General features: G+C 71.5%; 24 protein-coding genes. 9 read left to right on the top strand and 15 right to left on the bottom strand.

Features of this window, described 5'->3' with window-relative positions:
- Positions 1–16: 16 nt before the first annotated feature.
- Positions 17–1,018 carry a zinc-dependent alcohol dehydrogenase gene (locus tag WDZ95_RS16675; protein ID WP_425780047.1) on the bottom strand — a complete coding sequence of 334 codons (1,002 nt, stop codon included), beginning with the start codon at positions 1,016–1,018 and terminating at the stop codon, positions 17–19.
- A gap of 116 nt (positions 1,019–1,134) precedes the next feature.
- On the opposite strand from WDZ95_RS16675, the gene WDZ95_RS16670 reads away from it, so the two are divergent.
- From WDZ95_RS16670 to WDZ95_RS16660, 3 genes are read left to right on the top strand one after another with little or no spacing between them, the layout of a single operon-like run.
- The gene (locus tag WDZ95_RS16670) at positions 1,135–1,920 is read left to right on the top strand and encodes a CDP-alcohol phosphatidyltransferase family protein (RefSeq protein ID WP_425780045.1); all 786 of its coding nucleotides are present in this window, start codon (positions 1,135–1,137) and stop codon (positions 1,918–1,920) included.
- Positions 1,917–2,519 (top strand): YceI family protein, encoded by a 603-nt coding sequence (locus WDZ95_RS16665; RefSeq protein ID WP_425780043.1) that lies wholly within the window; start codon positions 1,917–1,919, stop codon positions 2,517–2,519. The genes WDZ95_RS16670 and WDZ95_RS16665 overlap by 4 nt, the downstream gene beginning before the upstream one ends.
- Positions 2,516–4,213: a hypothetical protein gene (locus tag WDZ95_RS16660; RefSeq protein WP_425780041.1), complete on the top strand. Its 1,698-nt coding sequence runs from the start codon at positions 2,516–2,518 to the stop codon at positions 4,211–4,213. Before WDZ95_RS16665 ends, WDZ95_RS16660 begins: the two co-directional genes overlap by 4 nt.
- Here WDZ95_RS16660 and WDZ95_RS16655 read toward each other — a convergent pair.
- Positions 4,154–4,939 carry an FkbM family methyltransferase gene (locus tag WDZ95_RS16655; protein ID WP_425780039.1) on the bottom strand — a complete coding sequence of 262 codons (786 nt, stop codon included), beginning with the start codon at positions 4,937–4,939 and terminating at the stop codon, positions 4,154–4,156. The genes WDZ95_RS16660 and WDZ95_RS16655 overlap by 60 nt on opposite strands.
- 125 nt (positions 4,940–5,064) lie before the next feature.
- Here WDZ95_RS16655 and WDZ95_RS16650 point away from each other — a divergent pair, with 125 nt between their 5' ends.
- Positions 5,065–5,844, top strand: coding sequence for a class I SAM-dependent methyltransferase (locus WDZ95_RS16650; protein WP_425780037.1), 780 nt, complete (start codon positions 5,065–5,067; stop codon positions 5,842–5,844).
- A gap of 12 nt (positions 5,845–5,856) precedes the next feature.
- Here WDZ95_RS16650 and guaA read toward each other — a convergent pair whose 3' ends face one another.
- Together guaA and guaB are read right to left on the bottom strand one after the other, a co-directional pair.
- Entirely contained in the window at positions 5,857–7,473 is a 1,617-nt protein-coding gene (guaA, locus tag WDZ95_RS16645) for a glutamine-hydrolyzing GMP synthase (protein WP_425780035.1), read from the bottom strand.
- A gap of 70 nt (positions 7,474–7,543) precedes the next feature.
- Positions 7,544–9,013, bottom strand: a complete 1,470-nt coding sequence (guaB, locus tag WDZ95_RS16640; RefSeq protein WP_166226511.1) for an IMP dehydrogenase — start codon at positions 9,011–9,013, stop codon at positions 7,544–7,546.
- Positions 9,014–9,161: 148 nt separating this feature from the next.
- Here guaB and WDZ95_RS16635 point away from each other — a divergent pair, with 148 nt between their 5' ends.
- The gene (locus tag WDZ95_RS16635; RefSeq protein ID WP_425780033.1) at positions 9,162–9,710 is read left to right on the top strand and encodes a DUF4124 domain-containing protein; all 549 of its coding nucleotides are present in this window, start codon (positions 9,162–9,164) and stop codon (positions 9,708–9,710) included.
- 19 nt (positions 9,711–9,729) lie between these two features.
- On the opposite strand, the gene WDZ95_RS16630 is transcribed toward WDZ95_RS16635, so the two are convergent.
- On the bottom strand, positions 9,730–10,053 hold the full coding sequence (locus tag WDZ95_RS16630) for an RnfH family protein (protein ID WP_166226509.1): 324 nt from the start codon (positions 10,051–10,053) through the stop codon (positions 9,730–9,732).
- A gap of 3 nt (positions 10,054–10,056) precedes the next feature.
- Entirely contained in the window at positions 10,057–10,503 is a 447-nt protein-coding gene (locus WDZ95_RS16625; protein WP_166226507.1) for a type II toxin-antitoxin system RatA family toxin, read from the bottom strand.
- Positions 10,504–10,604: 101 nt separating this feature from the next.
- Between WDZ95_RS16625 and smpB the strand changes: the two genes are divergently transcribed.
- Entirely contained in the window at positions 10,605–11,093 is a 489-nt protein-coding gene (smpB, locus tag WDZ95_RS16620; protein ID WP_166226505.1) for an SsrA-binding protein SmpB, read from the top strand.
- On the opposite strand, the gene WDZ95_RS16615 is transcribed toward smpB, so the two are convergent.
- The 8 genes from WDZ95_RS16615 to WDZ95_RS16580 all read right to left on the bottom strand — a co-directional run bounded on the left by WDZ95_RS16615 (position 11,035) and on the right by WDZ95_RS16580 (position 19,388).
- Positions 11,035–12,201, bottom strand: coding sequence for an NAD(P)/FAD-dependent oxidoreductase (locus WDZ95_RS16615; RefSeq protein ID WP_425780030.1), 1,167 nt, complete (start codon positions 12,199–12,201; stop codon positions 11,035–11,037). The genes smpB and WDZ95_RS16615 overlap by 59 nt on opposite strands.
- The gene (locus WDZ95_RS16610) at positions 12,198–12,950 is read right to left on the bottom strand and encodes a S1C family serine protease (protein WP_166226501.1); all 753 of its coding nucleotides are present in this window, start codon (positions 12,948–12,950) and stop codon (positions 12,198–12,200) included. Before WDZ95_RS16610 ends, WDZ95_RS16615 begins: the two co-directional genes overlap by 4 nt.
- 2 nt (positions 12,951–12,952) lie before the next feature.
- Positions 12,953–14,044, bottom strand: a complete 1,092-nt coding sequence (locus WDZ95_RS16605; RefSeq protein WP_240936636.1) for a nucleotidyltransferase domain-containing protein — start codon at positions 14,042–14,044, stop codon at positions 12,953–12,955.
- Complete coding sequence (locus WDZ95_RS16600) at positions 14,044–14,994, bottom strand: HprK-related kinase A (RefSeq protein ID WP_425780027.1); 951 nt, start codon at positions 14,992–14,994, stop codon at positions 14,044–14,046. The genes WDZ95_RS16605 and WDZ95_RS16600 overlap by 1 nt, the downstream gene beginning before the upstream one ends.
- On the bottom strand, positions 14,991–15,200 hold the full coding sequence (locus WDZ95_RS16595; protein WP_425780025.1) for a hypothetical protein: 210 nt from the start codon (positions 15,198–15,200) through the stop codon (positions 14,991–14,993). Before WDZ95_RS16595 ends, WDZ95_RS16600 begins: the two co-directional genes overlap by 4 nt.
- An 80-nt stretch (positions 15,201–15,280) precedes the next feature.
- On the bottom strand, positions 15,281–15,883 hold the full coding sequence (locus WDZ95_RS16590; RefSeq protein ID WP_425780023.1) for a hypothetical protein: 603 nt from the start codon (positions 15,881–15,883) through the stop codon (positions 15,281–15,283).
- 113 nt (positions 15,884–15,996) lie between these two features.
- Entirely contained in the window at positions 15,997–17,391 is a 1,395-nt protein-coding gene (locus WDZ95_RS16585; protein WP_425780021.1) for a TIGR03013 family XrtA/PEP-CTERM system glycosyltransferase, read from the bottom strand.
- Between the two features lie 92 nt (positions 17,392–17,483).
- Entirely contained in the window at positions 17,484–19,388 is a 1,905-nt protein-coding gene (locus WDZ95_RS16580; protein ID WP_425780019.1) for a hypothetical protein, read from the bottom strand.
- 625 nt (positions 19,389–20,013) lie between these two features.
- Here WDZ95_RS16580 and WDZ95_RS16575 point away from each other — a divergent pair.
- Positions 20,014–21,915 (top strand): hypothetical protein, encoded by a 1,902-nt coding sequence (locus WDZ95_RS16575; RefSeq protein ID WP_425780017.1) that lies wholly within the window; start codon positions 20,014–20,016, stop codon positions 21,913–21,915.
- A 6-nt stretch (positions 21,916–21,921) separates the two neighbouring features.
- On the opposite strand, the gene WDZ95_RS16570 is transcribed toward WDZ95_RS16575, so the two are convergent.
- Positions 21,922–22,698: an IclR family transcriptional regulator domain-containing protein gene (locus tag WDZ95_RS16570; protein WP_287470348.1), complete on the bottom strand. Its 777-nt coding sequence runs from the start codon at positions 22,696–22,698 to the stop codon at positions 21,922–21,924.
- Positions 22,699–22,831: 133 nt separating this feature from the next.
- On the opposite strand from WDZ95_RS16570, the gene pobA reads away from it, so the two are divergent.
- Both pobA and WDZ95_RS16560 read left to right on the top strand, forming a co-directional pair.
- The gene (gene pobA / locus WDZ95_RS16565) at positions 22,832–24,031 is read left to right on the top strand and encodes a 4-hydroxybenzoate 3-monooxygenase (RefSeq protein WP_425780015.1); all 1,200 of its coding nucleotides are present in this window, start codon (positions 22,832–22,834) and stop codon (positions 24,029–24,031) included.
- Positions 24,028–24,909 carry a CoA transferase gene (locus WDZ95_RS16560; RefSeq protein ID WP_425780013.1) on the top strand — a complete coding sequence of 294 codons (882 nt, stop codon included), beginning with the start codon at positions 24,028–24,030 and terminating at the stop codon, positions 24,907–24,909. The genes pobA and WDZ95_RS16560 overlap by 4 nt, the downstream gene beginning before the upstream one ends.
- Positions 24,910–24,945 lie beyond the last annotated feature (36 nt).

Raw genomic sequence — 24,945 nt, 5'->3', positions numbered from 1 at the left:
GTCTCGGGTGTCGGTCTCAGGCGGGGTGGTCGATGCGCTGGCACAGCGTGTCGCGGTCGCCCGCGGCCAGGCGCGCCAGCACCTGGGGCAGTTCGTGAAACGGCGCGTGGTGGGTGATGAGGCGGTCGAGCGCCGGGTCGGTCAGCAGCGACAGCGCCAGCGCCAGCCGGCGGCCATGCGTCCAGCGCGCGCGCTGCGCCGTGGCCACCTGCCCCACCTGCGAGCTGCGCAGCGTGAGGCGCTGCGCGTGAAAGGCCTCGCCCAGCGGCAACGGCACGGCACGGGTGCCGTACCAGCTGAGTTCGAGCACCGTGGCCTCGAAGCCCGCGAGCCGCAGCGCCGTGGCCAGGCCCGCCGGGTGCCCGCTCGCGTGCACCACGAGGTCGGCCTCCCCACGCGCGGCCTCGGGCAGCGCAAAGTCCGCGCCCAGCGCCTGCGCGAGCGCGGCGCGGCCGGGGTTCGTGTCCACCACCTGCACCGCGCAGCCCGGCATGCGCGCCGCGAGCCAGGCCACCAGCAGGCCCAGCGTACCGCCGCCCACCACGCTCACGCGGTCGCCGACGCGCGGGGGCGCGTCCCAAAGCGCGTTGACCGCGGTCTCCAGGTTGGCCGCGAGCACGGCGCGCGCGGGCGGCACGCCCTCGGGCAGCGGCGTGACCGCGGCCGCGGGCACCTGGAACACGGTCTGGTGCGGGTGCAGGCAGAACACCACGCGGCCGAGCAGATCGGCGGGCCCGGCCTCCACGCGGCCCACGCTCACGTAGCCGTACTTCACGGGCGAAGGGAAATCGCCCACCTGGAAAGGCGCGCGCATGCGCTGCGCCTCGCTCGCGGGCACCTCGTGGCGGAACACCAGGCCTTCGGTGCCGCGGCTCACGCCGCTGTGCAGGCAGCGCACGCGCACCTCGCCCTCGCGCAGCGGGCCCAGGGTTTCGGCGCGGATTTCGGCCCGCGAAGGACCGGTGATCCAGCAGGCCAGCGCGGCCATGGGGGCGTGGTGGGGCGAAGGAGCGGTCACGGGCCTGGGTTGGGGTTATTCGGGGCGCCGACTTGCGCCGCGCGGCCAAGCCGCGCAACCTCGGGGGGCTGCACGCATCTTAGAAGGCCCGACCGCGACCCGCTCCGCGACCCGCCATGAATCCCACCCTCGCACCCGACCATGCCCCCGCCGACGCACCGGCCCGCGCGCTGCGGCGCGAGGCCGCGCGTGCGCTGCTGGCCGTGGGCCTGCTGCTGGCGGCCGCGACGGCCGCGCTGGATGCGGTGTTCGGCCTCGGGGCCGACCACGTGCTCAAGGCGCTGGCGGCCTATTCGATCGGCGCGCTGCTGGTGTGGCGCGGGCTGGCCGGCGGCGCACACCCGCACGCGCGCTTCGGCGCGGCCAACCGCATCACGCTGCTGCGCCTGGCCGGCATGGCGCTGGTGGCCGGGCTGGTGGGCGATGCCTTGCCGCTGGCCCAGGGGCCGGCGGGCTGGGCCCTGATCGGCTTCGCCACGCTGATCGCCGTGCTCGACCTGCTCGACGGCCACCTCGCGCGGCGCGAAGGCCTGGCCAGCCGCTTCGGTGCGCGCTTCGACATGGAGACCGACGCCGCCTTCACGCTGGTGCTGAGCGCGCTCGTGTGGCAGGCCGGGCAGGCCGGGCCCTGGGTGCTGGCCGCGGGCCTGATGCGCTACGCCTTCGTGGCTGCGGCGGTGCTGTGGCCCTGGCTCGATGCGCCGCTGCCGCCCAGCAAACGCCGCCAGACCGTGTGCGTGGTGCAGATCACCGCGCTCATCGTGTGCCTGGGGCCCATCGTGCCCGCGCCGCTGGCCACGGCCATCGCGGCCATCGCCCTGCTCCTGCTCACGGCCTCGTTCGCCGTGGACGTGTCGACCCTGGCCCGGCAGCGCCGCGCCTCACCGGAGACCACGCCATGAAGACCCCTGCCCTGCTCGCCACCGCCACCCTCGCGCTGGCCCTGGCCGCCCCCGCCGCCCGGGCCCAGCCCGCGCGCTACGAGCTCGACCCCGACCACATCTCCATCGGCTTCCTGGTGGACCACGTGGGTTACGCCAAGGTGCTGGGCCTGTTCCGCTCGGCGCGCGGCAGCTACCGCTTCGACGAGGCCACGGGCGCGCTGTCGGACGTGCGCATCGAGGTGGAAACCGCGAGCGTGTTCACCAACCAGCGCAAGCGCGACGAGCACCTCAAGGGCCCGGACTTCCTCAACAGCGGCGAATTCCCGCGCATGGTGTTCACCGCGAGCGGTGCCAAACGCACGGGCGATCGGCAGTTCGAGATCGCGGGCCAGCTCGAACTGCTGGGCAAGTCGCAGCCGCTCACGCTGCAGGCCACCTGGAACAAGAGCGCCGAGTCGCCCGTGGCCGGCGGCTTCGGCCGCAAGCCCTATGTGATGGGCGTGTCGGCGCGCGGCAGCTTCAAGCGCAGCGCCTACGGCATGAACTACGCCGTGGCCAACGGCTGGGTGGGCGACGAGGTGCCGCTGATCATCGAGTTCGAGGCGGTGCGCCAGTGACGCCAGGCCTGGCCTGGCTGCTGCGCTTCGGCGGCGCGTTCGCGCTGCTCAACGCCCTGCTCACCTTCGAGAACCGCTGGCCCGGTTTCGGGGTGCACGCCATGCCGCGGCTGTCGTTCGAGCTTTGCCTGGGTCTGGCCGCGCTGCTGGCCTGGGTGGCCTGGCGCGGCCCGCTCGGGCGGCGTGCGCTGACGCTGCTCGCGCTGGGCTTCGCGGCGCTGGTGCTGGTGCGCTACGCCAACGTGACCGCGCCCGCGCTGCTCGGGCGCCCGGTGAACCTCTACTGGGACGGCCGGCACGCGCTGGAGCTGCTGCGCGTGGCCGCGGGCTCGCTGCCCGCGTGGCAGGTGGCGGCGGCCGCGGCCGCCGTGGTGATCGGTGCCGCGCTGCTCGTGCGCGCCGCGCGCGCGCTCATCGCGCTGCTCGCGCAGGCCCTGCAGGCGCCGCGCCCGCGGCCCTGGCTGCTGGCCGGGGTGGCCGCGCTCAGCGCGAGCTACGTGGCCTATGTGCCGGGCGAGCGCGACACGCGCTGGTTCTTTTCGCTGCCGATCACGCCCACGCTGTGGCAGCAGGCCGGGCTGCTGGCGCGCGTGGTGCTGCCCGCGCAGCACGACGGCCTGGGCGAGAGCCCGACCTTCGACGGCGGACTGCAGGCCCTGGCCACGCCGCAGGGGCCGAGCGACGTGCTGCTGGTGTTCGCCGAGTCGTACGGCATGGTGGCCTTCGACCGGCCCGAGCAGGCCGCGGCCCTGGCCGGCGCGCGCGCGGCCTTCGAGGCCACGGCCCGCGCGCAAGGCCTGGAGGTGCTGAGCGCGCGCGTGGGCTCGCCCACCTTCGGCGGCGCTTCCTGGCTCGCTCACGCGGGCCTGCTCGCAGGCGTGGACACGCACGACCCGGCCGACCACGACCTGCTGCTCACCAGCGATCGGCCCACACTCGTTCGGCATTTTGCGAACCACGGCTACCGCACCGTGGGCTGGATGCCGGGCCTCAAACGCCCCTGGCCCGAGGGCCGCTTCTACGGCTTCGAGCGCCTCGCCGACGACGCCGGCATCGGCTACCAGGGGCCCGACTTCGGTTACTGGCGCATCCCCGACCAGGCCGCGATGGCCCTGCTGCGCGCGCAGGAGCTCGATGCGCCCGCACGCGCCGCCGACGCGCGGCCGCGCTTCGTGGTCTTTCCCACCACCAGCACGCATGCGCCGTTTCACCCGCTCGCGCCCTTCGTGGACGAGGTGCAGCGCCTCACCGGTCCGCAGGCCTACAGCGCCGGCGAGGCGGCCCGCGCGCTGGCCGCGCCGCTCGCGCTGCGCGAACCGCTCGCGCCCTACCTCGACAGCCTGCGCGGCCAGTACGCCTGGCTCGCGCAGCACCTGCGCCAGCCGCGGGCCGCGCCGCAGTTGCTGATCGTGGTGGGCGACCACCAGCCGCCCGGTGCGGTGAGCGGGCGCGGCGCGCCCTGGGAGGTGCCGGTGCACGTGGTGGGCGCGCGCGGTGCGCTGCGCCAGCACCTGCTGGACGAGGGCTTCGTGCCCGGCCTCACGCCACCGGCGCAAAGCCTCGGGCCCCTGCACCGCCTCACGCGCGTGCTGCTCGACGCCTTCGACGCGCCGCAGCCGCCCGACGACGCCGACTCACCCGGCGAGCCAGGCATGCACGTCGCCCGACGGCGCGCCCTCGGGCAAGGCACCTAGCCAGGCGCGCAGGGCTGCGGCGTCCAGGCCCTCGGGCGGGCGCAACCGCAGTTGCTCGCCCAGCGAGACCGCATAGCGGTAGCGGCCGGGGCCGGCGAGTGCTTCGAGCCGGTCCACGCAGGCCAGCGCCAGGTCGCGCACCGCGGGCACGAACTCGAAGGACATCGCGGGCAGCGCCTGCCCCAGGCCCATGAGCACCTCGGGCTCGAAACCCTCGACGTCGATCTTCACGAAGTCGGGCACGCCGTGCTGCGCGATCAGCGCGTCGAGCGTGCCCACCGCCACCGAGGGCCCGGGCTGCCAGCGCACGCCGCGAAACGACGCGCTCGCGCCGGCGCGCGCCACGAAGTCGCCCGAGAGCGTGGCCACCGTGGGCGTGCGCGGGCTCGCGAACAGGGGCGCACGGCCTTCGGCGCGGCCCAGCGCGCCCTCGAACAGCACCACCCGGCCCGCCTGCACCGCGGGCGCGAAACGGCGCGCCAGCCGCGCCGCGAGCGCGGGCTGCGGCTCCACCGCGACCACGCGCGCGCCCAGCTCGAGAAAGGCCTGCAGCCGGTTGCCCGTGTGCGCGCCGACGTCGAAGGCCAGCCCGCCCGCGGGCACGAAGCGGCGGTAGAAGCGCCGCAGGCGCGCGCGCCGCCCCGGAATGCCGTGGTAGATCAGCAGCGAGCGCCACAGGCCGAGGCGGCTGTGCAGGGCGTCGATCCAGGGGGCGCGTGCGGGCATGGCCGCAGGATAGCCGCGGCCCTGGCCCGCGCCGGCGGTTTGCGCGCGAATCGCCGGGCTTTTCGGCGCATCGCCCGCGGGCGCAGCCGGTAGCCTCGTGGCATGCCCACACCCGAGCTCCCCGCATGAAGATCTGCATCACCCCGCGCGAAGGCCTGTACCAGGTGCTGGCCGCCGTGTTCGACGCCTTCGACCGCGTGCCCACCGTGGCCGAACTCGGCGTGCTCAAGGGCGACAACGCGCTGCAGCTGCACCAGACCCTGCGCCCCGAACAACTGCTGCTGGTGGACGCCTGGAGCGCCGCGTCGAACGCCGCCTACTGCCCCTTCGAACAACTGCCGCCCTGGGTCACGCCGGTGGCCGAGTACGCCTACTACTACGGCGGCCCGATGGACGACCCGCAGACCTGGGAGCGCCTGTACCAGAGCTGCGCGAGCAAGTTCGACGGTCACAGCGAGGTCAGCCTGATCCGCCAGGACTCCTTCAGCGCCTACGAAACCGTGCGCGAGCGCGTGGCCGGGCGCGGGCTCGACCTGCTCTACGTGGACGCGAACCACCAGTACGAATACGTGCTGCGCGACCTCATGACCTACCAGGACCTGGTGCGCCCCGACGGCCTGCTCATGCTCAACGACTGCTGCCACAGCGAGAAAGGCGCGCGCCAGAACCTGGGCGTGCTCGAAGCCCTGGGCAGCTTCATCAAGCGCAGCGATTTCGTGCCCGTGGCCATGACCAACACCGACTGGACCGACGTGGTGCTGGCACGCAAGGGCTCGCACATGGTGGAGGCGATCGACACCGTGCTGGTCAACGCCGACATCCCCTTCGTGGAGCTGCCGCACCAGCTCATCACGGCGGCGCGCATCCGCAACGGGCGGATGGGGGCGAACCTCAGCTTCTGCTGAGGGCCGGCGCGCTCACTCCCACTCGATCGTCGCCGGCGGCTTGCTCGACACGTCGTACGTCACCCGGTTGATGCCGCGCACCTCGTTGATGATGCGGCCCGAGACGCGCTTGAGCAGGCTGTAGGGCAGCTCGGCCCAGTCGGCGGTCATGAAGTCGCTGGTCTGCACCGCGCGCAGCGCCACCACGTAGTCGTAGGTGCGGCCGTCGCCCATCACGCCCACGCTCTTCACCGGCAGGAACACGGTGAAGGCCTGGCTGGTCAGGTCGTACCAGCTCTTGCCCGAGTTCGGTTCGATGGTGGAGCGCAGCTCTTCGATGAAGATCGCGTCGGCGCGGCGCAGCAGGTCGGCGTATTCCTTCTTCACCTCGCCCAGGATGCGAACGCCCAGGCCCGGCCCCGGGAAGGGGTGGCGGTAGACCATGTCGTGCGGCAGGCCCAGGGCCACGCCGAGTTCGCGCACCTCGTCCTTGAACAGGTCGCGCAAGGGTTCGAGCAGCTTCAGGCCGAGCTGCTCGGGCAGGCCGCCCACGTTGTGGTGGCTCTTGATGGTCACGGCCTTCTTGCTCTTGGCGCCGCCCGACTCGATCACGTCGGGGTAGATGGTGCCCTGCGCCAGCCACTTCGCGCCCTGCTTGGACGCGCCGCTCGCGGTGAGCTTGGCGGCCTCGGCCTTGAACACGTCCACGAACAGGCGGCCGATGATCTTGCGCTTCTGCTCGGGGTCGCTCACGCCGGCGAGTTCGCCCAGGAACAGCTCGCTCGCGTCCACCCGCACCACCTTGGCGTGCAGCTTGCCCGCGAACATGTCCATCACCATGTCGCCCTCGTTGAGGCGCAGCAGGCCGTGGTCGACGAACACGCAGGTGAGCTGGTCGCCGATGGCGCGGTGGATCAGGGCCGCGGCCACCGAGGAATCGACACCGCCCGACAGGCCCAGGATCACCTCTTCGTCGCCCACCTGGGCGCGGATTTTCTCGACCGCCTCGGCGATGTGGTCGCGCATGACCCAGTCCGCGCGGGTGCCGCAGATCTCGAGCACGAAGCGCTCGAGGATGGCGCGGCCCTGCACGGTGTGCGTGACCTCGGGGTGGAACTGCACCGCGTAGAAGCGGCGCGTCTCGTCGGCCATGCCGGCGATGGGGCAGCTGTCGGTGCTGGCCATGAGCTTGAAGCCCGGGGGCAGCTCGGTGACCTTGTCGCCGTGGCTCATCCACACCTTGAGCATGCCGTGGCCTTCGGGGGTGGTGAAGTCGGCGATGTCCTTGAACAGCGCGGTGTGGCCGCGCGCGCGCACCTCGGCGTAGCCGAACTCGCGGGTGTTCGAGCCCTCGACCTTGCCGCCGAGCTGCTGCGCCATGGTCTGCATGCCGTAGCAGATGCCCAGCACCGGCACGCCCAGCTCGTAGACCGCGTCGGGGGCCTTGTCGTCGACCTCGTACACGCTCGCGTGGCTGCCCGACAGCACGATGCCCTTCAGGTGGCCGTCGGCCGCGAATTCGCGCACCCACTCGCTGCTCACGTCGCAGGGGTGGACCTCGCAGTACACGTGCGCTTCGCGGATGCGGCGCGCGATGAGCTGGGTGACCTGGGAGCCGAAATCGAGGATGAGGATCTTGTCGTGCTGCATGTTCGTGGGACGGGTCGGCGGGAGAAATGAAAAAGGCCGTCGCTCGCGACGGCCTGTGGAACGGCGGGACTCAGTCCGCTCGGTAGTTCGGGGCTTCCTTGGTGATCTGCACGTCGTGCACGTGGCTTTCGCGCATGCCGGCCGCGGTGATCTGCACGAACTCGGCGCGGTCCTTCATCTCCTGGATGGTGGCGCAGCCGCAGTAGCCCATGCTGGCGCGCACGCCGCCCGCGAGCTGGAAGATGATGGCCACGACCGAGCCCTTGTAGGGCACACGGCCTTCGATGCCCTCGGGCACGAGCTTGTCGGCGTTGGGGTTGCCGGTGCTGCTCTCCTGGAAGTAGCGGTCGGCGCTGCCCTGCTGCATGGCGCCGATGGAGCCCATGCCGCGGTAGCTCTTGTAGCTGCGGCCCTGGTACAGGATGACCTCGCCCGGCGCTTCTTCGGTGCCCGCGAACATGCCGCCCATCATCACGGTGCTCGCGCCCGCGGCGATGGCCTTGGCGATGTCGCCGCTGTAGCGGATGCCGCCGTCGGCAATGAGGGGCACGCCCGTGCCCTGCAGCGCGGTGGCCACGCTGTCGACCGCCATGATCTGGGGCACGCCCACGCCCGCCACGATGCGGGTGGTGCAGATGGAGCCCGGGCCGATACCGACCTTGACCGCGTCGGCGCCGGCCTCGACCAGCGCCAGCGCGGCCGCGCCGGTGGCGATGTTGCCGCCGACCACGTCGACCTGTGGGTAGTGCTGCTTGACCCAGCGCACGCGGTCGATCACGCCCTTGCTGTGGCCGTGCGCGGTGTCGACCACGATGGCGTCGACGCCGGCCTTGACCAGCGCCTCGACGCGCTCTTCGGTGCCTTCACCCACGCCCACCGCCGCGCCCACGCGCAGGCGGCCGGCCGCGTCGCGCGCGGCGTTCGGGAAGTTGAGCTGCTTGGTGATGTCCTTGACGGTGATCAGGCCCTTGAGCTCGAAGGCGTCGTTGACCACCAGCAGCCGCTCGAGCTTGTGCTTGTTGAGCAGGGCCTTGGCCTCTTCGGGCGTGGTGCCTTCGGGCACGGTGATCAGGCGCTCGCGCGGCGTCATGATCTCGCGCACCGGCAGCTCGTAGCGGGTTTCGAAGCGCAGGTCGCGGCCGGTGACGATGCCGACCACGCGGCCCGCGTCGACCACGGGGAAGCCCGAGACACCGAGCTCGTCGGACAGCTTCATGACCTGGCGCACCGTGGTGTCGGGCGCGATCACCACCGGGTCGCGCAGCACGCCGCTCTCGTAGCGCTTGACCTTGGCCACGTGCGCCGCCTGTTCAGCGGCCGAGAGGTTCTTGTGGATGATGCCCATGCCGCCCTCTTGTGCGATGGCGATTGCCAGTCGGGCCTCGGTGACCGTGTCCATGGCCGCGGACACGAGGGGCAGGTTGAGCTGGATGTTGCGGGAGAAACGGGTGGCCAGCGAAGTGTCCTTGGGCAGGACCTGGGAGTACGCGGGCACCAGCAAGACGTCGTCGAACGTGAGCGCGTTGCCGAGGAGGCGCATGAGGGGTATCTCCAAAAACGGCATTGTACCCAGGCCCTCCGGGCCTTCGCCGCGCGGGGCCATGGCGGGCCTGCCGTCCGGGCTGCCCCAGGGCCGCTTGGGCGGGCGTCCTTGACGGCCCGCCGCCCCCGCGTTCTACACTGCCCGGATGCGCAAATCCCACCGCCCCCACCGCCTCCTGGCCCAGGCATCGCTGGCATTGGCCACCGCCCTGGCGCTGCCCGCCGCCCTGGCGCAGTGGCAATGGATCGACAGCACCGGCCGCAAGGTGTTCAGCGACACCGCGCCGCCCGCGGGCACGCCGGACAAGAACATCCTCAAACGCCCCGGGCAGGCGGGCCCCATGGCGCCCGTTGCGCCGGCGGCGCCTGCCGAACCCACCGCGGCCAGCCCGGCCGCGCCCGCCGCCCCGCAGTTGCCCGCCAAGGACAGCGAACTGGAAGCGCGCAAGAAGCAGGCCGAGGCGGCCGAAGAGGCCAAGCGCAAGGCCGAGGCCGAGCGCGTGGCGCGCGCCCGCGCCGACAACTGCAACCGCGCCACCCAGGCCCGCAACACGCTCGACTCGGGCATGCGCGTGGCCATCACCAACGCCAAGGGCGAGCGCGAGTTCATGGACGACAAGACCCGCGCAAACGAGCGCCAGCGCATCGAGCAGATCATTCGCAGCGAGTGCGGGCCCGCGCCCGCGGCGCAGTGAACGCCGGCCCGCGCCGGGTTCAGTAGCCGGCCTTGGAATTCGGACGGCGTTTGGCGAACAGGCCCGCCGAGCGCGCGCCCTGCCCCACGAAGCGCTCGCGCCGCGCCACCTTGGGGTCCACGCGCAGACCGCGCAACAGCTCCACCCGGTCGCCCTCGCGCAGCGGCTGCCCGCCCGCGCAACGCCGGCCCCAGACCGCCAGGCTCAGGCCGTCCACCGCAGCGAAGCGTTCGTGCCAGCCCGCGGCCCTCAGGGCGTCGGCCACGGTGGCGCCTTCGGCCACGTCCACAGCGGCTTCGTGCACCTCGCGCGGTCCGCTCGCGAACACCAGGGTCACGCGCATGCCTCAGGCCTCGCCGTAGACCTGGTCGGCCCGCTTCACGAAGGCATCGACCAGGCTGCCCGCGATGCGGTCGAACACCGGGCCCACCACGGCCGCCAGCGTGCCGCTCGAAAAACCGTAGCGCAGCGTGAACTCCACCTTGCACGCGCGCTGGCTGCCGTCACCCAGCGGCGTGAACAGCCAGCGGCCATCGAGCTGCGAGAACGGGCCGTCGACCAGCGCCATGTGGACCTCGCGGTCTTCGACGTGCAGGTTGCGTGTGGTGAAGCTCTGCTGCAGACCCGCGATGGCCATGCCCACGCGGGCCACCATGCCGTCATCGAGGCGTTCGATCACGTCGGCGCGGTCGCACCAGGGCAGAAAATGGGGGTAGTGCTGCACATCGGTCACCAGCGCGAACATCTCGTGCGCGCTGTGCCACAGCAGCACCGACTTGTTGATGGTTTTCATACAATGCCGGTCCCTCGCGCCCCGCTGCCGGGGCACTCGAAAGGTCGCGCTGATTCTAGGTGGCCTTGCAGCACAGGCCCTCAGGCCCCAGATAGAAGCCCATGGCCACCTCCCAGAAATCCAAGCCCGGCACGGGCGACAGCCGCATCGCCGACAACAAGAAGGCGCTGTTCAACTACGCCATCGAGGAACGCTACGAGGCGGGCATGGTGCTGCAGGGCTGGGAAGTGAAGGCCCTGCGCGAGGGCAAGGTGCAGCTCACCGACGGCTACGTGGTCATCCGCGAAGGCGAACTGTTCCTCATCGGCTGCCAGATCAACCCGCTGCGCACCACCAGCACCCACGTGAGCGCTGACAGCGTGCGCACCAAAAAGCTGCTGCTGCACAAGGAGCAGATCAACCGGCTCGTGGGCAAGGTCGAGCAGAAGGGCTTCACGCTGGTGCCGCTGAACCTGCACTGGAAAGGCGGCCACGTGAAGTGCGAGATCGCGCTGGCCAAGGGCAAGGCCGAGCACGACAAGCGCGACACCATCAAGGAGCGCGAGGGCAAGCGCGAGGTGGAGCGCGCCATGAAGCACCACCAGCGCTGAGGCGCTCGGCCACGAGCTCGCCGATCGCCAGGCAGCTCGTGAGCCCGGGCGATTCGATGCCCAGCAGGTTCACCAGGCCGGGCAGCCCGTGCTCGGCGGGGCCTTGCACCACGAAGTCGGCCGCGGGTTCGTGCGGCCCGCTGATCTTGGGCCGCATGCCCGCATAACCCGGCAGCAGCGCGCCGTCGGGCAGACCGGGCCAGTAGCGCCGCACCTCGGCGTAAAAGGCTTCACCGCGCGCCGGGTCCACCTGCAGGTCGGCGGGGTCGTCGACCCATTGCACATCGGGCCCGAACTTGGCCTGGCCGCCCAGGTCGATCGTGAGGTGCACGCCCAGGCCGGCCAGGTGCTTGTCGGGCTCGGGCGCGGGGTAGATCAGGCGCGTGAAGGGCGAACGCCCGCTCAGCGTGAAGTAGCTGCCTTTGGCGTAGAACGGCCGCGGCACCAGGCCCGCGGGCATGCCCTCGATGGCCTGCGCCAGCGCGCAGGCCTGCAGGCCCGCGGCGTTCACCACGCGTTCGGCGAGCAGTTCGGTGCCGTCGTCGGCCTGCAAGCGCCAGGCCGTGCCGTCGCGCAGCACGGCGTGCACGTTGGCGTGCAGCGCCACCAGACCGCCCGCGTGTTCCAGGTCGCCCTGCAGCGCGAGCATCAGGCCGTGGCTGTCGACGATGCCGGTGGACGGCGACAGCACCGCGCCGCGGCAGTCGAGCGCAGGCTCCAGCGCGCGGGCCTCGTCGGCCGTGAGCAGGCGCAGATCGTTCACGCCGTTGCCGGCCGCGCGCGCCACGATGCCGGCCAGCGCGCCCTGCTGCGACGGCGTGTTCGCCACGATGAGCTTGCCGCAGCGCCGGTGCGCGATGCCGCGCTCGGCCGCATAGTCGTAGAGCAGTGCCTTGCCGCGCACGCACAGGCGCGCCTTGAGCGAGCCGGCCGGGTAGTAGATGCCTGCGTGGATCACCTCGCTGTTGCGCGAGCTGGTACCGGTGCCGATGGCGGCCTCGCGTTCGAGCACCCAGACCTCACGCCCTTGCAGCGCGAGCGCGCGCGCCACGGCCAGGCCGACCACGCCGGCGCCGATCACCACCGTGTCCACGCGCTCCAGGCTCACCGCGCGCGCTCCATGAGTTCGCGCAGCCGCGCCGCCGGCACCGCGTAGGCGATGCCCGAGGGCTGGCTCAGCGCCGACTCGCGCGTGCCCTTGAGCAGCACCATGTTCATCACGCCCACCACCTCGCCGGTCTCGGGTCGGAACAGCGGCCCGCCGCTGTTGCCGGGGTAGGCCACGGCGTCGAGCTGGAAGAGCGAGAAATTGCCCGAGCGCAGGCCGCGGATGGCGTTCTCGCGCAGGCGCTCGGCATCGGGGCTGGGCAGCAGCGCCGCGGTGATGCTCGACACCATGGCGCGGTGCACCACGTGCGAGTAACCCAGCAGGTTGCCGATCGGAAAGCCCATGAACGCCAGGTCATCGCCCTCGCGGACCTTGCCGGAGTCGCCGATCGGCAGGCCGGGGCCGATGGCGCTGTCGAGCGTGAGCAGGGCCAGGTCGCTGCGCTCGTCGAGTGCGCCCAGGTGCACCGGGTGGCGCGCCCAACCGCCGTCGGGCCGCAGCACCTGGACCACCAGGTCGGCGTCGGCGCCCGGCAGCACGTGCGAACACGTGACCACCTGCTGGCCGCGGCCGATCAGAAAGCCGCTGCCGCGCAGCTGGAAACGTGGCGTGTCGGTTTCGCGGTAGGTGCCCACGAGCACGACCGAAGGCTTGACGCGTGCCACCGTGTCCGCCATGCCGGCGGCCCGCCCTCTCAGGGGCGCGGCGATGGCGGCGGCGCCCATGGCCAGCAACTCGCGTCGGCGCATGATCAACCGGCTTTCGGGGGGCTGCGCCAGGCCATCACGGCCTTTTGCAGCAGGTGGCGCGCCAGCAGCAGCGGCGGCATGCGCAACCAGTGGCCGCGCAGGTACAGCGCGCTGCGCGACACGGTTGTCAGGGCACTGGCGAACAGCGGGTGGTCGGGTTGCAGGGCGCGCCGGTACAGGGCGTCCACCAGCGGCTGGCGCCAGCGCGCGCGGCCCTGCGAGGCCAGCCAGCCGGCCGCGGCCGCGGGCGTGGGCCATTCAAGCACCTGGTCCAACTGGCGCAGGGCCTGGGCAAGCGGGGCCTGCCAGCCCAAGGCGTCGGCGCGCGCCAGCAGCGCGGGCCAGAAGGCGCTGTCGCGACCCAGTTCGTCGAGCAGCAGCTGCAGATCGACCAGGCCGCGCAGCCCCATCTCGAGCTCGCCTTCGGTGTAGAGGTGGGCGGCGCTGTGCAGCACCAGGTCGGCGGGCCCGAGCGCGCAGACCCCGGGCCAGCCGGGCAGCGGGCGCGCGGCGGCCAGGATGGCGTCCATCTGCGGCGGCAGCGCGCCCGACAGCGGCACCAGCGCATGGTGCACATCGAGCACGGTGCCGCGCCGCAGGTGGCGCATGGGGGGCAGCTCGTGCATCCAGGTGCGGTAGTAGTGCTGGTCGTAGGCGTCGGGCTTGGTGCTGACCCAGCCATGGATCATGAGCACCGATTCGGCCTCGCCCAGGCGCGCGCGCGGCACCAGGATGTCGATGTCCGACACCATGCGGCCTTGCCCGGCCTGCATACCGCCCAGCACGTAGGCCGAGCCCTTGAGCAGCACCAGCGGCAGGCCGATGCGGCCGAACAGCGGCTGCAGCCGGCGCACCTCGTGCCGCAGCTCGTCGTGCTGGCGCAGCGACAGCCGCCGGGCGGCGTCGAAGTGGCGCCACACCGGGGCGGGAAGCTCGGTGTCCAGGCCGGCGCCCGCCAGGCGCTCGGCCATGCGCGCCAGCAGGTCGGCGCGGCGGCCGACGCGCACCACCAGATCCCACTGCGCCAGGCTCAGGCCGCGCGCGCTCGAGGGCTCGCGCAGCAGCTGCACAACGGGTCGCAGGGCCGGGTGCATCAAGCGCCGGCCCCTTCGTCCACCGCGGTACGGCGCTGCGCCTGCACGAGTGCGTCGAACCAGGCGGCGGCCTCGTCGAGATCGCCATAGCTCAGACGCAGCGTGTCGCAGGCCTCCACGGTGGCGGCCAGCCGCTCGAAGCCCTGCGGCCCGTGCACGTGGTAGTTGAAGCTGTTCGAGGTGAATTCCACCAGTGCCGTCGGACGGTCCAGCGCTTCGGTCGTGAGGGAGGCGCCGGCGCTGAAGCGCGGCAGCACGATCCAGCGCGGGGTGGCACGCTCATGGGCGCGTGCCAGGCTGTCGGGCGAGGCCTGCAGGTGGGCCACCATGCCCTTGGCCGTGTCGTGCGCCACCGGGCCGATCACCGCACCGGGAATGCGCTGCGAGATCACCTCGATGGAGCGGTTCTTGAGGCTGATGGGCCGCGGCGATGCGGTGAGCCCGCCGTGCGCGGGATCGATCAGCGCGAGTTCGTCGGACAGCAGCCGCCAGCCCTGGTGCATGAGCCACGCGCAGAGCGTGCTCTTGCCCGAGCCGGGCGGGCCCGGCAGCAGCACGGCGAGGCCGTCGCGCTCGAGCACGGCCGCGTGAATGGTGATCCAGCCGTGGCAATGGCTGGTGACGCACCAGTTCAGCCCCCACTCGAACAGCGCAAAGGCCTCGCCGCGCGCGAGCGGCGTGAACGGGCGCATGCCGTCCACGTCGAGCTCGCACAGGGCGCCGCTCCAGCCGCGGCGCGGCACCAGACCGATGTGGAAATCGCAGAACGCCTCGGTCGCATCGAGCACGGCATGGGCCGCGTACAGCCGGTGCACGCCATCGGCCACCACCGGTATGGGGCTGCGCAGGTGGACGTTGAACGGTGGAATGGCCAGCACCAGGCCGGGGCCGGCCAGGCGTTCGCCGAGCTCGGCGCGGCTCAGATCGCCCACGCGCAGCGCCGCGCTCATGCCACCACCCGCTCCAGCAGGCCCAGGTGTTCGAAGTGCAAGAGCTGCTGTCGCACGCCGTCCACCTCGTCGGTCTCGGGGGTGTCCTGCAGCATGCGGCGTGCGAGGTCGTCGGGTGTGTGCTCAGCGCCGTCGAGCATCAGGGCCAGCAGTTCGGCCGCGACCGCGGTGAGCGCGTGAAGGCTGCTGTCGGCGGCGTCGTACACCACCGAACCTTCGGGCCAGGATTTCAGGACAAGGGCGTCAGGGTGCCGGCAGATCCAGCGGTCTTCGGACGCCTCGGCGGTCACAGGAAGGAAGGACCGTACACCGTGTCGAAGTAGGCCATGGTCTGGGCCAGGGTCCAGGTGGTGCCGGCGAACGGCGACCACACGCCCTGGTTGTTCCAGATCGCCTGGCACTGGCTGGTCGTGAGCATCACGACGGTCGGGTCGTTGCGGTAGGCCACCGCGGTGAGGTACGCCGCGACCACGTGGCGCGCCAGCGCCGCGTTGTACTGGTTGCCGCCCATCTCAAGCACCTGCTGCAGCGACTTGCCTGCATAAGCGCTGCCCGGGTTGGCGACGAAGCCAGTCGTGGTCGAGATGAATTGCGTCGCGGTCTTGAAGTTGCGCTCGAGACCGGCGTTGTTGTTCTTCCAGTAGCCGTGCGAGCGGCACTCGTAGTCGGTCTTGATCTCGCGCTGCGCGCTCACCTTCATGTTGGCCGCACGCAGCGACGAGAAGGTGGACGGCTTGACGCACGAATGGTCGCCGGCCAGCACGGTGTTGCTCTTGACGGCAGCGACCACGGGCGCCGCACTCAGGCCGGCCCGCACGATCTGTCGGCGCGACAGGCCTCCACGGGGCGCGGGGCGCTGGGGGGTCGGGTCTTGGGTCGGTTGGGTCATGCTGGGCCTCTCTTGGCTGACACCCTGGGGAGCATCATGGATACCCCCGTGGTTTGGGCGGATTCTACGTCGTTCTGTAGCAAAAAGTAATCGGTTGGGGCCCGGCGGCGGCCTTATTGCGCACCTTTGCCGGTCAGCACCACGCCGACCGTCTCGAAAAGCACCACCAGATCAAGGAACAACGAGTGGTTCTTCACGTAGTACAGGTCGTACTGGAGCTTCTCGGCCGTGTCTTCGACCGTCGCGCCGTACTGGAAGCGCACCTGCGCCCAGCCCGTGACACCGGGCTTGACGCTGTGCCGCACCGCGTAAAAGGGAATTTCCTGGACCAGCTTCTCGACGAAGAAGGCGCGCTCGGGGCGCGGGCCCACCAGGCTCATGTCGCCGCGCAGCACCGACCAGATCTGGGGCAGCTCGTCGATGCGCAGCTTGCGAATGACCTTGCCGACGCGGGTGACGCGGCTGTCGCCCGCCGTGGCCCAGCGCGGCACGCCGTCTTTCTCGGCATCGGTGCGCATGCTGCGGAACTTCACCACGTCAAAAGGCTTGCCGTTCAGGCCCACGCGCTCCTGGCGGTAGAAGATCGGACCCGGGCTTTCGAGCTTGATGATGACGGCGGTGACCAGCATCACCGGCAGCGACACCAGCAGCAATACCAGTGCGCCCAGCAGGTCGAACAGGCGCTTGATGGAGGAACGGATCACGCCCTGGTTGAAGCCCTCGCCGAAGATGAGCCAGCCCGCCGACACCGCGTCCAGGCGGATCTGGCCGACGTTCTGCTCGTAGAAGGTGGCGATGTCGGTCACGCGAACGCCGCTGAGCTTGCAGTCGAGCAGCTCGCGCATGGGCATGCTGCCGCCGCGCCGCTCCGACAGCGCCACCACGATTTCGTCCACGCGCTTGGCGGCCACCACGTCGGCCAGCCGTGGCGCGGGTGGCAGGATCGCTTCGTTCGGCACCACCTGCTCGCGCTCGTTGGGGCCGGCCAGGTAACCGCAGAGCTCGGCATTGGCGCCGCGGCGGCTGAGGCACTTGCCCACGGCGTGGGCGCGTTCGCCCGTGCCGAACACCAGCACGCGCCGCTTGGCGACCGACTTGGGCAGGAACTCGCCGGCCACCACCTGGTAGATCAGCAGCCCGGCCGTGACCATCATGATCAGCACCACCGACCAGGTGCGGCCGTAGAAGGCCTGCAGCGGCATGAGCAGCAGCACGCCCACCACGAACAGGGTGGTCAGGCAGAACGACACCAGCGAGCGCGCGATCGCCTGGCGCGTGCTCAGGCTGCTGTGGCGGTCGTAGAAGCCCAGGGCCGAGTTGATCGCGAGGAAGCCCACGCCCATGATCAGGCCGCGCACCAGGCCCTGGCTGATCTGCGTCGGGTTCAGGTCGGCCGGTTCGGACAGGGCGATGAGGGCCCCGAGGAACACGCCCGCCACGAGCGACACGTCCAGCAGCAGCTGGAACACCGTGCGCCGGTCGAAGTAGTGGTTGAAGATCTTGATCACGCGGTCTTGCCGAGGGCATCGGTGATGCCCGCATCACGGCGGCTGATGTAACCCGGTCGAGGATAACGGTCGCTACAAGTCAGAACAATCGTTTACATCCTGACTTTGTGTGATGTTTTTGGCTTCAACTGCAGGCACATGCCCAGACCGAGCCAGACCAGCAGCATCAGGCGCGGCATTTCAGCGCTGCTGATCAAAAGCCCGAGCAGGCCCATAGCCAGCGCGGCCGCCAGCATGCCGGGCGCGGCCGACCAGGGGTCGGCGCGGCTGGCCCGCCAGCCTGCCAGCAGGGCAGCGCCGAGCAGCACGAGCAGGCCCGCCAGGCCCGGCGCGCCGCGTTCCAGCAGGAACTCCAGGTAGAGGTTGTCGACATGCCAGGGTTCGAATCGCCCCTGGGCGGCGCCCACCCAGCGCGCCGCGCCGGCACTGAAATCGGTGTTGCCCAGGCGCTGCCGGCCGCTCGTGTCCCACAGCTCCAGCCGGTCCACGCGCACCGTGGTGCCGGGGGTCAGCACCGACACGCCCAGCACGGCGGGCCGAACGGACGCGAGCCAGCCGTCGCGCTCGAAGGCACTGCCGCGCAACACCGTCTCCACCAGCGGCGCGGGCGAGACGCCGGCTTCGCTCGCCGGCACCTGCACACGCCGCCACTGGCAGCGCCGGTCGTAGAGCAGGTGCCGCTCGCAAACGCTCAGCAGCAGCGTGGCCGGCTGCGACGCCGCGATGGCCCAGCGCACGCTGTGGCCGCCGGGTTGCAGCCCATAGAGGCGCTGCGACAGGCCGAACAGGTGGCCGATGCGGGGGTCGCTCAGCGGGCCGCTGAGCCAGGGCCGCACGCCGCCCTGCCCCTCGCGCCGCCATTCGAGCCGCCCGGGGAATTCGCCCTCGCCCGGCACGGCCCCGTAACGCGCGGGCAGTTGTCCCGCACCCAGCCCCCAGCCGATCGGGCGGCCCTCGAGGGTGTCCAGCGCGCGGCCCCAGTGCTGCAGGCGCGAGCCGAGGTCGCCTGCGGACGTGGCCAGGCGATGCTGCAGATCGGAGCCCATGTAGAGCCCCCAGCCGAGCTGCGCGCTGAGCAGGCCCGCGAACAGCACCCAGTGCCAGCGCTGCCGGCGCGACCAGCCCGGCGTGGGCCAGCGCCCCGCGCAGGCGAGCAGCAGCACGATCGCCACCGCCGCCGCGACCACAAGCGCCCGCGATTGCGTGGCCACCAGCACCTGCAAGGCCAGCAGGTGCAGCCCGGCCAGCACCCACCAACGCCGGCCTGGGCGCTCGCGCAGCAGCGCCCAGGCTGCCAGGGGCAGCGTGCAAGCCAGGTAAACGTCGATCGCTCCGCCGCCCAGGCGCATCTCCCAGAACCAGCCGACGGCGCGGTAGCCAGGCAGTGCCAGCGGCCAGCCGCTGAAAGCCACGAGCTCCAGCAGCACCGCGCCGCCCACCAGGGCCAGCCCCAGGGCTTGGCCAAGCGTCCAGCGCCAGGCCAGGCGCTCCGCATCGCCGGCGTGCGTCGCGAGCCACAAGGGCAACAGCAGCGAGGCCCACACGAACGCCTTGCTCGCAGGCCACAGCAGGCCCGGCTCGGCGGGCGGCGGGGCCCCCCAGACCGGGGCCGCACCGCCGAGCAACACGAGCGCGCCGCACAGCCAGAACAGCGCCAGGCGCCGCGTCAACCTGGGCGGCCCGGTGTCGGCGGTGCGAACGGCCAGCCGCGCCAGGACGCCCGTGGCCGTCGCGAGCACGAGCAGGTCGGTCTCCTCGGCGGCCCAGGGGCCCGTTTGCAGGCCCAGGTCCACCACCGGCAGCAGGCTGGCGAACACCACCACCGAGCCGGTTGGCCGGGCAGCGGCCAGTGCGGCGATCGAGATGAAGGCCACCACCGCCCAGCCCGGGCCCAGGGGGTGCTGGCCGGCCCACCAGAGGCCCAGCCCCGCCGCGCCCAAGGCGCCCAACAGGGCCGCGATGCGCCAGGCGCCACCGCCACGCAGATGTGCGACCATCGGGTTAAATGTATCCAAAGGAAACAGTCCGAACATGTGTGATTTTGACCTCACGCATCCCCCTTCCGAGGGAAACACCCCCTTTGGCCACCCCCTGCTGGCGGGCCGGCAACCTACATCCTGAATCGGTGATGACACAAAGCCGTGGAACCATCGCGCCGCTGGCGGCGTGTTGACCTCGCGAATGCGCGATCCCGCGCCGCCCGCTCCCCCGCTTCCCCGACATCCGCGCAGACCTTCATGCGCTGGCCGTGGTTGTGCCGTACCTGCTCTTTCTTCATCATCGATGAACCCCAACGCCGGCGCTTCGCCTTCGATCAATCGCTCGCGGATGCTGTGTTCGCTGCTCGCTACCCTGGCTTTGTCTGCCTGCGGCGGCGGTGGCGGCACCCCCACCGAGATCAGCCGGTCGACCCCCGCGCCCGCGCCCTCCTCCGGCGTGCCCTCGCCCGCCCCGGCGCCAGCCCCCGCGCCTTCGCCGGCGCCCTCCGGTTCGCCCGCTCCCTCCCCGGCCCCCGCACCTGCCCCCGCGCCTGCCCCAGCCCCCGCGCCTTCGCCGGCCCCTGCGCCGGCCGCCGGCGCCGCCGGCCTGGCTTGCGCCAGCGGCGCGATCACCTGCATCGAGGTGTCGGCCGCCAGCGCGCAGACCAGCGTGCCCGTGACCTTCGGTCAGCCTTTCAAGCGCGGTGATTGGTCCAGCAACACCCAGGGCCTGGTGGCGCGCGACGCCGCGGGCAACACCGTGCCGCTGCAGGCCGACGAGATTTCCACCCACAGCGACGGCTCAGTGCGCTTTGCCGTGCTCAGCGCGCAGCTCAACAACCTGGCGGCCAACACCCCGCGCATCGTCAACTTCTACACGGCCGCCAAGACCACGCCCAGCGTGACGCTGCCCGCTGCGCCCAACTGGAACCTCAAGGTCACCGCCACGCTGTCCGACGGCAGCGTGCTCACCGCCGACCCCCAGGCTCAGCTCGTGCAGCAGATCGCCTCGGGCAGCAACCGCCGCCTCCACGGCCCCGTGGCCAGCGAGTTCACCGTGGTCGCGCCCATGATGCGCGCCAACGGCACCGCCCACCCGCACCTGGTGGCGCGGCTGCACACCCGCCTCTACGACAACGGCACGCGCTTTCGCACCGACGTGGTGATGGAGAACACCCGCACCTTCACGGCCAGCCCCTCCAACATCACCTACTCGCTCAACGTCACGGCCAACGGCAGCACGCTGCTGAGCCAGCCCAGCTTCACCCACTACCACCATGCGCGCTGGCACAAGGTGGTCTGGAGCGGCGGCGTCAACCCCAATGCCCGGGTGCGCCACCACATGCCCTACTTCCTGGCCTCGCGGGCGACGTGGAACTACAACCTCGGGCTCAAGATCCCCGAGACCACGCTGGCCAACGAAGCCAAGTACCTGGCCGCGGCCCAGACCGGCCCGATGCAGCCGGCGCTGCTGGACACCAACTTCCCCGGCACCGGCGGGCGCCCGGAGATCGCGCCCGTGCCGCGCTGGACCGCGCTGTACCTGATCACCCAGGACGACCGCGCCCGCGCCTCCATGCTGGCCAACGCCGACGCCGCCGCGGGCGTGCCCATCCACTACCGCGACGAGAACACCGGCCACCCGGTGAGCATCGACGGCGCCAACGCCAACCTCAGCCTGAAGTACGGTACCTCCAGCCCGGCGGTTCCGGCGGGCATCGGCTCGACCATCTGGGAACCCGATGGCGCGCACCAGGGCTCGTTCTCCTACATCCCGTACCTGGTCACGGGCGACGCGTTCTACCTCGAGGAGGCCATGTTCTGGGCCGGCTGGAACATCGCCGCGGCCGACCCGTACTACCGCGACGGCGGCAAGGGCATCATCAAGGCCGAGCAGGTGCGCGGGCAGTCCTGGGGCCTGCGCTCGATGGCCGAGGTCGCCTTCGCCATCCCCGATGCGCACCCGAAGAAGGCGTACTACCGCACCATCTTCAACAACAACCTCACCTGGTTCGCCGAGACCTACGGCAAGTTCACCGCGCCCTGGATCTCGCCCATGGGTGCCGTGGTCTCGCAGTACAACAACGACCAGTCGCCGTCGTACGAGAGCGACTTCATGACCATCGTGCTGAGCTGGCTCAGCGAGAACGGCGAGACGCCGGCCACCACGGCGCTGACCAACATCGCGCGCATGCAGGTCGATCGCTTCATGGCCGAGTCGCAGGGCTTCTGCACGGCCAAGGCGCCGGGCTACTGGCTCAACGTGAAGAACGCCTCGGGTGCCTACGTGACCACCTGGCGCGACTACTACACGCTCAACTACGGTGCGCCGCCCAGCTCCTGCGCCGGTGTGGCCGTGGAAGGCTACCCCGACTGGGCCGCCGGCTACGCCGCCGTGGCCCGCGCCATGCTGGGCTCGGCCGCCAACGCCGGAGTGGCCAACGCCGCAGCCGCCTACACCCGCTGGGTGGGCTTCACGCCCCTCATCGACACCGGCTCGGCCGGCTTCCTCACCGAGCCCCAGTACGCCATCGTGCCGCGCTGAGCGCCGTCACAGCATCGGCCGCAGCTCGCGCGCGGCCTCCTGCAACAGCGGCAACAGGTCGCGCAACAGCGCGTCCTCGCCCATGCGATCGGGCGAAACCACCACATTGAGGGCAGCCAGCGTGCTGCCCTTCATGTTCCTGAGCGGGACCGCCAGGGCCAGCACGCCCAGCTCGTGCTCTTCGCGGGCGATGGCGAAATCGTCGCTGCGCGCCTGCTCGATGCGCGCGCGCAGCGCCTTGGGGTCGACGATGGTGCCGGGCGTGAGCCGCTGCAGTTCGCGGCCGCGCACCCAGGCGTTGAAGGCCTGGGGTCGCATGGCCCCGAGCAGCACGCGGCCGGTGGACGTGGCGTGCGCCGGCAAGCGCGTGCCCAGGTGCAGGCCGTAGGGCAGCAGGCGCTGCGCCTGCGGCGAGGCGCTGCGTGCCACGATCACCACCTCGTCGCCGTCGAGCACCGCCACCGAGAACGACTCGCGCGAAAGCAGGGCCAGCCGGTTCAGCGTGGGCTGCACCAGGCGCGGCAGCCGCGCCGACGCGAGGTAGCTGCCCGAAAACCGCAGCACCTTGGGCGCGAGCCAGTAGTGGCTGCCGTCGGTGTCGAGGTAGCCCAGGTGCGCGAGCGTGAGCAGGTGCCGGCGCGCGGCCGCGCGCGTGAGGCCGGCGCGCTCGGCGGCCTGCGTGGCGTTCAGCCGCTGGCGCTCGGTGTCGAAGCTCTCGAGCACCGAGAGCCCTTTGGCCAGGCCTTCGATGTAGTCGGCGCGTGCAATGGCGGGTTCGGTCACCGGGACCTCCGAAAGTTTGCGCGATGATCGCACAAGCTGCGCGCTGTCCGCGCACACGATGCGCGTGGCCGTTGAGGCGCGGCGACCGGCGCTCTAGCCTCGGGGTTTGTTCTGACACCCGGAGACAAGTCCCATGCGAACCCAGGTCGCCATCATCGGCGCCGGCCCCTCGGGCCTGCTGCTCGGCCAACTGCTGCACAAGGCCGGCATCGACAACGTGATCATCGAGCGCCAGAGCGGCGACTACGTGCTCGGCCGCATCCGCGCCGGCATCCTCGAGCAGATCACCGTGGACCTGCTGCACGAAGCGGGCGTGGGCGCCGGCGTGGACCAAGGCGGCACGGTGCACCACAGCATCGAGCTGGTGTTCAAGAACACCCGCCACCCCATCGACGTGACCGGCCTCACGGGCGGCAAGGTGGTGACCGCCTACGGCCAGACCGAGGTGACGCGCGATCTCATGGAAGCGCGCAGCGCCGCCGGCCTCACCACCTTGTACAGCGCGGGCAACGTGAGCATCCACGGCTTCGACGGCACGAGCCCGAGCGTGCGCTACGAGAAGGACGGCCAGAGCCACGAGTTGCAGTGCGACTTCATCGCCGGCTGCGACGGCTTCCACGGTGTGTGCCGTGCGAGCGTGCCCGAAGGCTCGATCACCGAGTACGAGAAGGTCTACCCCTTCGGCTGGCTCGGTGTGCTCGCCGACGTGCCGCCGGTGTCGCCGCACGCGGTGGTGTATGCCAACAGCGAGCGCGGCTTCGGCCTGTGCTCGATGCGCAGCCTCACGCGCAGCCGCTACTACGTGCAGTGCCCGATCGACGACAAGGTCGAGGCCTGGAGCGACGACCGCTTCTGGGACGAGCTGCGCCGCCGCCTCGACCCGGCCATGGCCGAGGCCATCGTCACCGGCCCCAGCATCGAAAAGAGCATTGCGCCGCTGCGCAGCTTCGTGGCCGAGCCCATGCGCTTCGGCCGCCTGTTCCTCGCGGGCGACGCGGCGCACATCGTGCCGCCCACGGGCGCCAAGGGCCTGAACCTGGCCGCCAGCGACGTGAAGTACCTGTCGTCGGCCTTCATCGAGCACTACCGCGAGAAAAGCAACGCGGGCATCGATCACTACTCGCAGCGCGCCCTGGCGCGCGTGTGGCGCGCTGAGCGCTTCAGCTGGTGGCTGACCTCGCTCATGCACCGCTTCCCCGACACCGGCGGCTTCGGTCAGAAGGTGCAGGAGGCCGAGCTCGATTACCTGGTGAACTCCGAGGCCATGTCGCGCACGCTGGCCGAGAACTACGTGGGGCTGCCGCTGAATTTCGGCGAAACTCCGCGTCCATGACCCGAGCCCTCAAGCCCCTGCGCGGCGTGCGCGTGCTCAGCCTCGCGCTGAACCTCCCCGGACCGGCCGCCCTGATGCGCCTGCGCGCACTGGGCGCCACCTGCACCAAGGCCGAACCGCCTGGCCGCGATGGCGGCAGCGGCGACCCCATGGGCCAGTACAACCCGGCCGCCTATGCGCAGTTGCACGAGGGTGTCAAATGCATCACGGTCGACCTCAAGACCGAGGCCGGCCAGGCCGCGCTGCGGCGCGCGCTCGCGCGCACCGACGTGCTGCTCACCTCGTTCCGCCCCTCGGCGCTGACCAAGCTCGGGCTGTCGTGGAAGGCGCTGCACAAGGCCTATCCCACGCTGTCCATGGTGGCCATCGTGGGCGCGCCCGGTGAGCGCGCCGAGGAACCCGGGCACGACCTCACCTACCTGGCCGACGCCGGCCTGGTCACGGGGCTGGACCTGCCGGCCACGCTGTTCGCGGACATGGGCGGTGCGCTGCTGGCCACCAACGCCGCGCTGCAGGCCGTGCTGCTGGCCCGCTCCAGCGGCCGTGGCAGCTTCCACGAGGTGGCGCTGTCGGACGCCGCCGCCTGGCTTGCCCTGCCCCGCCAATGGGGCCTGACGCAGCCCAAGGGGGCCGTGGGCGGCGCGCACGCGGGCTACCGCGTCTACCCCTGCAAGGACGGCCGCGTGGCCGTGGCCGCGCTCGAACCGCACTTCGCCGCCGCGCTCTGCGAGGCCGCCGGCGTGCCCGTGGGCGGCATGGCCACGCTGTTCGCTCCCGCCACGCACCAGGCCATCGCGGCCTTCTTCGCCGGTCGCACGCGGCGCCAGCTCGACCGGCTCGGCGCCGAGCGCGACATCCCGCTGCACACGCTGGCCTGAACCGGCGCGACAAACGCCACTTTTTCGGCGGTTTTC

The organism is Hydrogenophaga sp. T2 (assembly GCF_049843535.1).
Taxonomy (GTDB): Bacteria; Pseudomonadota; Gammaproteobacteria; order Burkholderiales; family Burkholderiaceae_C; genus Hydrogenophaga; species Hydrogenophaga crocea.
This window is presented reverse-complemented; position numbering and strand designations above follow the sequence as displayed.

Excerpts from the sequence above, each read along its gene's own strand:
- WDZ95_RS16560 (WP_425780013.1), top strand. The coding sequence starts at position 24,028 with ATGACCCGAGCCCTCAAGCCCCTGCGCGGCGTGCGCGTGCTCAGCCTC.
- WDZ95_RS16670 (WP_425780045.1), top strand. The coding sequence starts at position 1,135 with ATGAATCCCACCCTCGCACCCGACCATGCCCCCGCCGACGCACCGGCC.
- WDZ95_RS16665 (WP_425780043.1), top strand. The coding sequence starts at position 1,917 with ATGAAGACCCCTGCCCTGCTCGCCACCGCCACCCTCGCGCTGGCCCTG.
- WDZ95_RS16625 (WP_166226507.1), bottom strand. The coding sequence starts at position 10,503 with ATGAAAACCATCAACAAGTCGGTGCTGCTGTGGCACAGCGCGCACGAG.
- smpB (WP_166226505.1), top strand. The coding sequence starts at position 10,605 with ATGGCCACCTCCCAGAAATCCAAGCCCGGCACGGGCGACAGCCGCATC.
- WDZ95_RS16650 (WP_425780037.1), top strand. The coding sequence starts at position 5,065 with ATGAAGATCTGCATCACCCCGCGCGAAGGCCTGTACCAGGTGCTGGCC.
- pobA (WP_425780015.1), top strand. The coding sequence starts at position 22,832 with ATGCGAACCCAGGTCGCCATCATCGGCGCCGGCCCCTCGGGCCTGCTG.
- WDZ95_RS16655 (WP_425780039.1), bottom strand. The coding sequence starts at position 4,939 with ATGCCCGCACGCGCCCCCTGGATCGACGCCCTGCACAGCCGCCTCGGC.
- WDZ95_RS16590 (WP_425780023.1), bottom strand. The coding sequence starts at position 15,883 with ATGACCCAACCGACCCAAGACCCGACCCCCCAGCGCCCCGCGCCCCGT.
- WDZ95_RS16630 (WP_166226509.1), bottom strand. The coding sequence starts at position 10,053 with ATGCGCGTGACCCTGGTGTTCGCGAGCGGACCGCGCGAGGTGCACGAA.
- WDZ95_RS16610 (WP_166226501.1), bottom strand. The coding sequence starts at position 12,950 with ATGCGCCGACGCGAGTTGCTGGCCATGGGCGCCGCCGCCATCGCCGCG.
- WDZ95_RS16580 (WP_425780019.1), bottom strand. The coding sequence starts at position 19,388 with ATGGTCGCACATCTGCGTGGCGGTGGCGCCTGGCGCATCGCGGCCCTG.
- guaB (WP_166226511.1), bottom strand. The coding sequence starts at position 9,013 with ATGCGCCTCCTCGGCAACGCGCTCACGTTCGACGACGTCTTGCTGGTG.
- WDZ95_RS16605 (WP_240936636.1), bottom strand. The coding sequence starts at position 14,044 with ATGCACCCGGCCCTGCGACCCGTTGTGCAGCTGCTGCGCGAGCCCTCG.
- WDZ95_RS16635 (WP_425780033.1), top strand. The coding sequence starts at position 9,162 with ATGCGCAAATCCCACCGCCCCCACCGCCTCCTGGCCCAGGCATCGCTG.
- guaA (WP_425780035.1), bottom strand. The coding sequence starts at position 7,473 with ATGCAGCACGACAAGATCCTCATCCTCGATTTCGGCTCCCAGGTCACC.
- WDZ95_RS16600 (WP_425780027.1), bottom strand. The coding sequence starts at position 14,994 with ATGAGCGCGGCGCTGCGCGTGGGCGATCTGAGCCGCGCCGAGCTCGGC.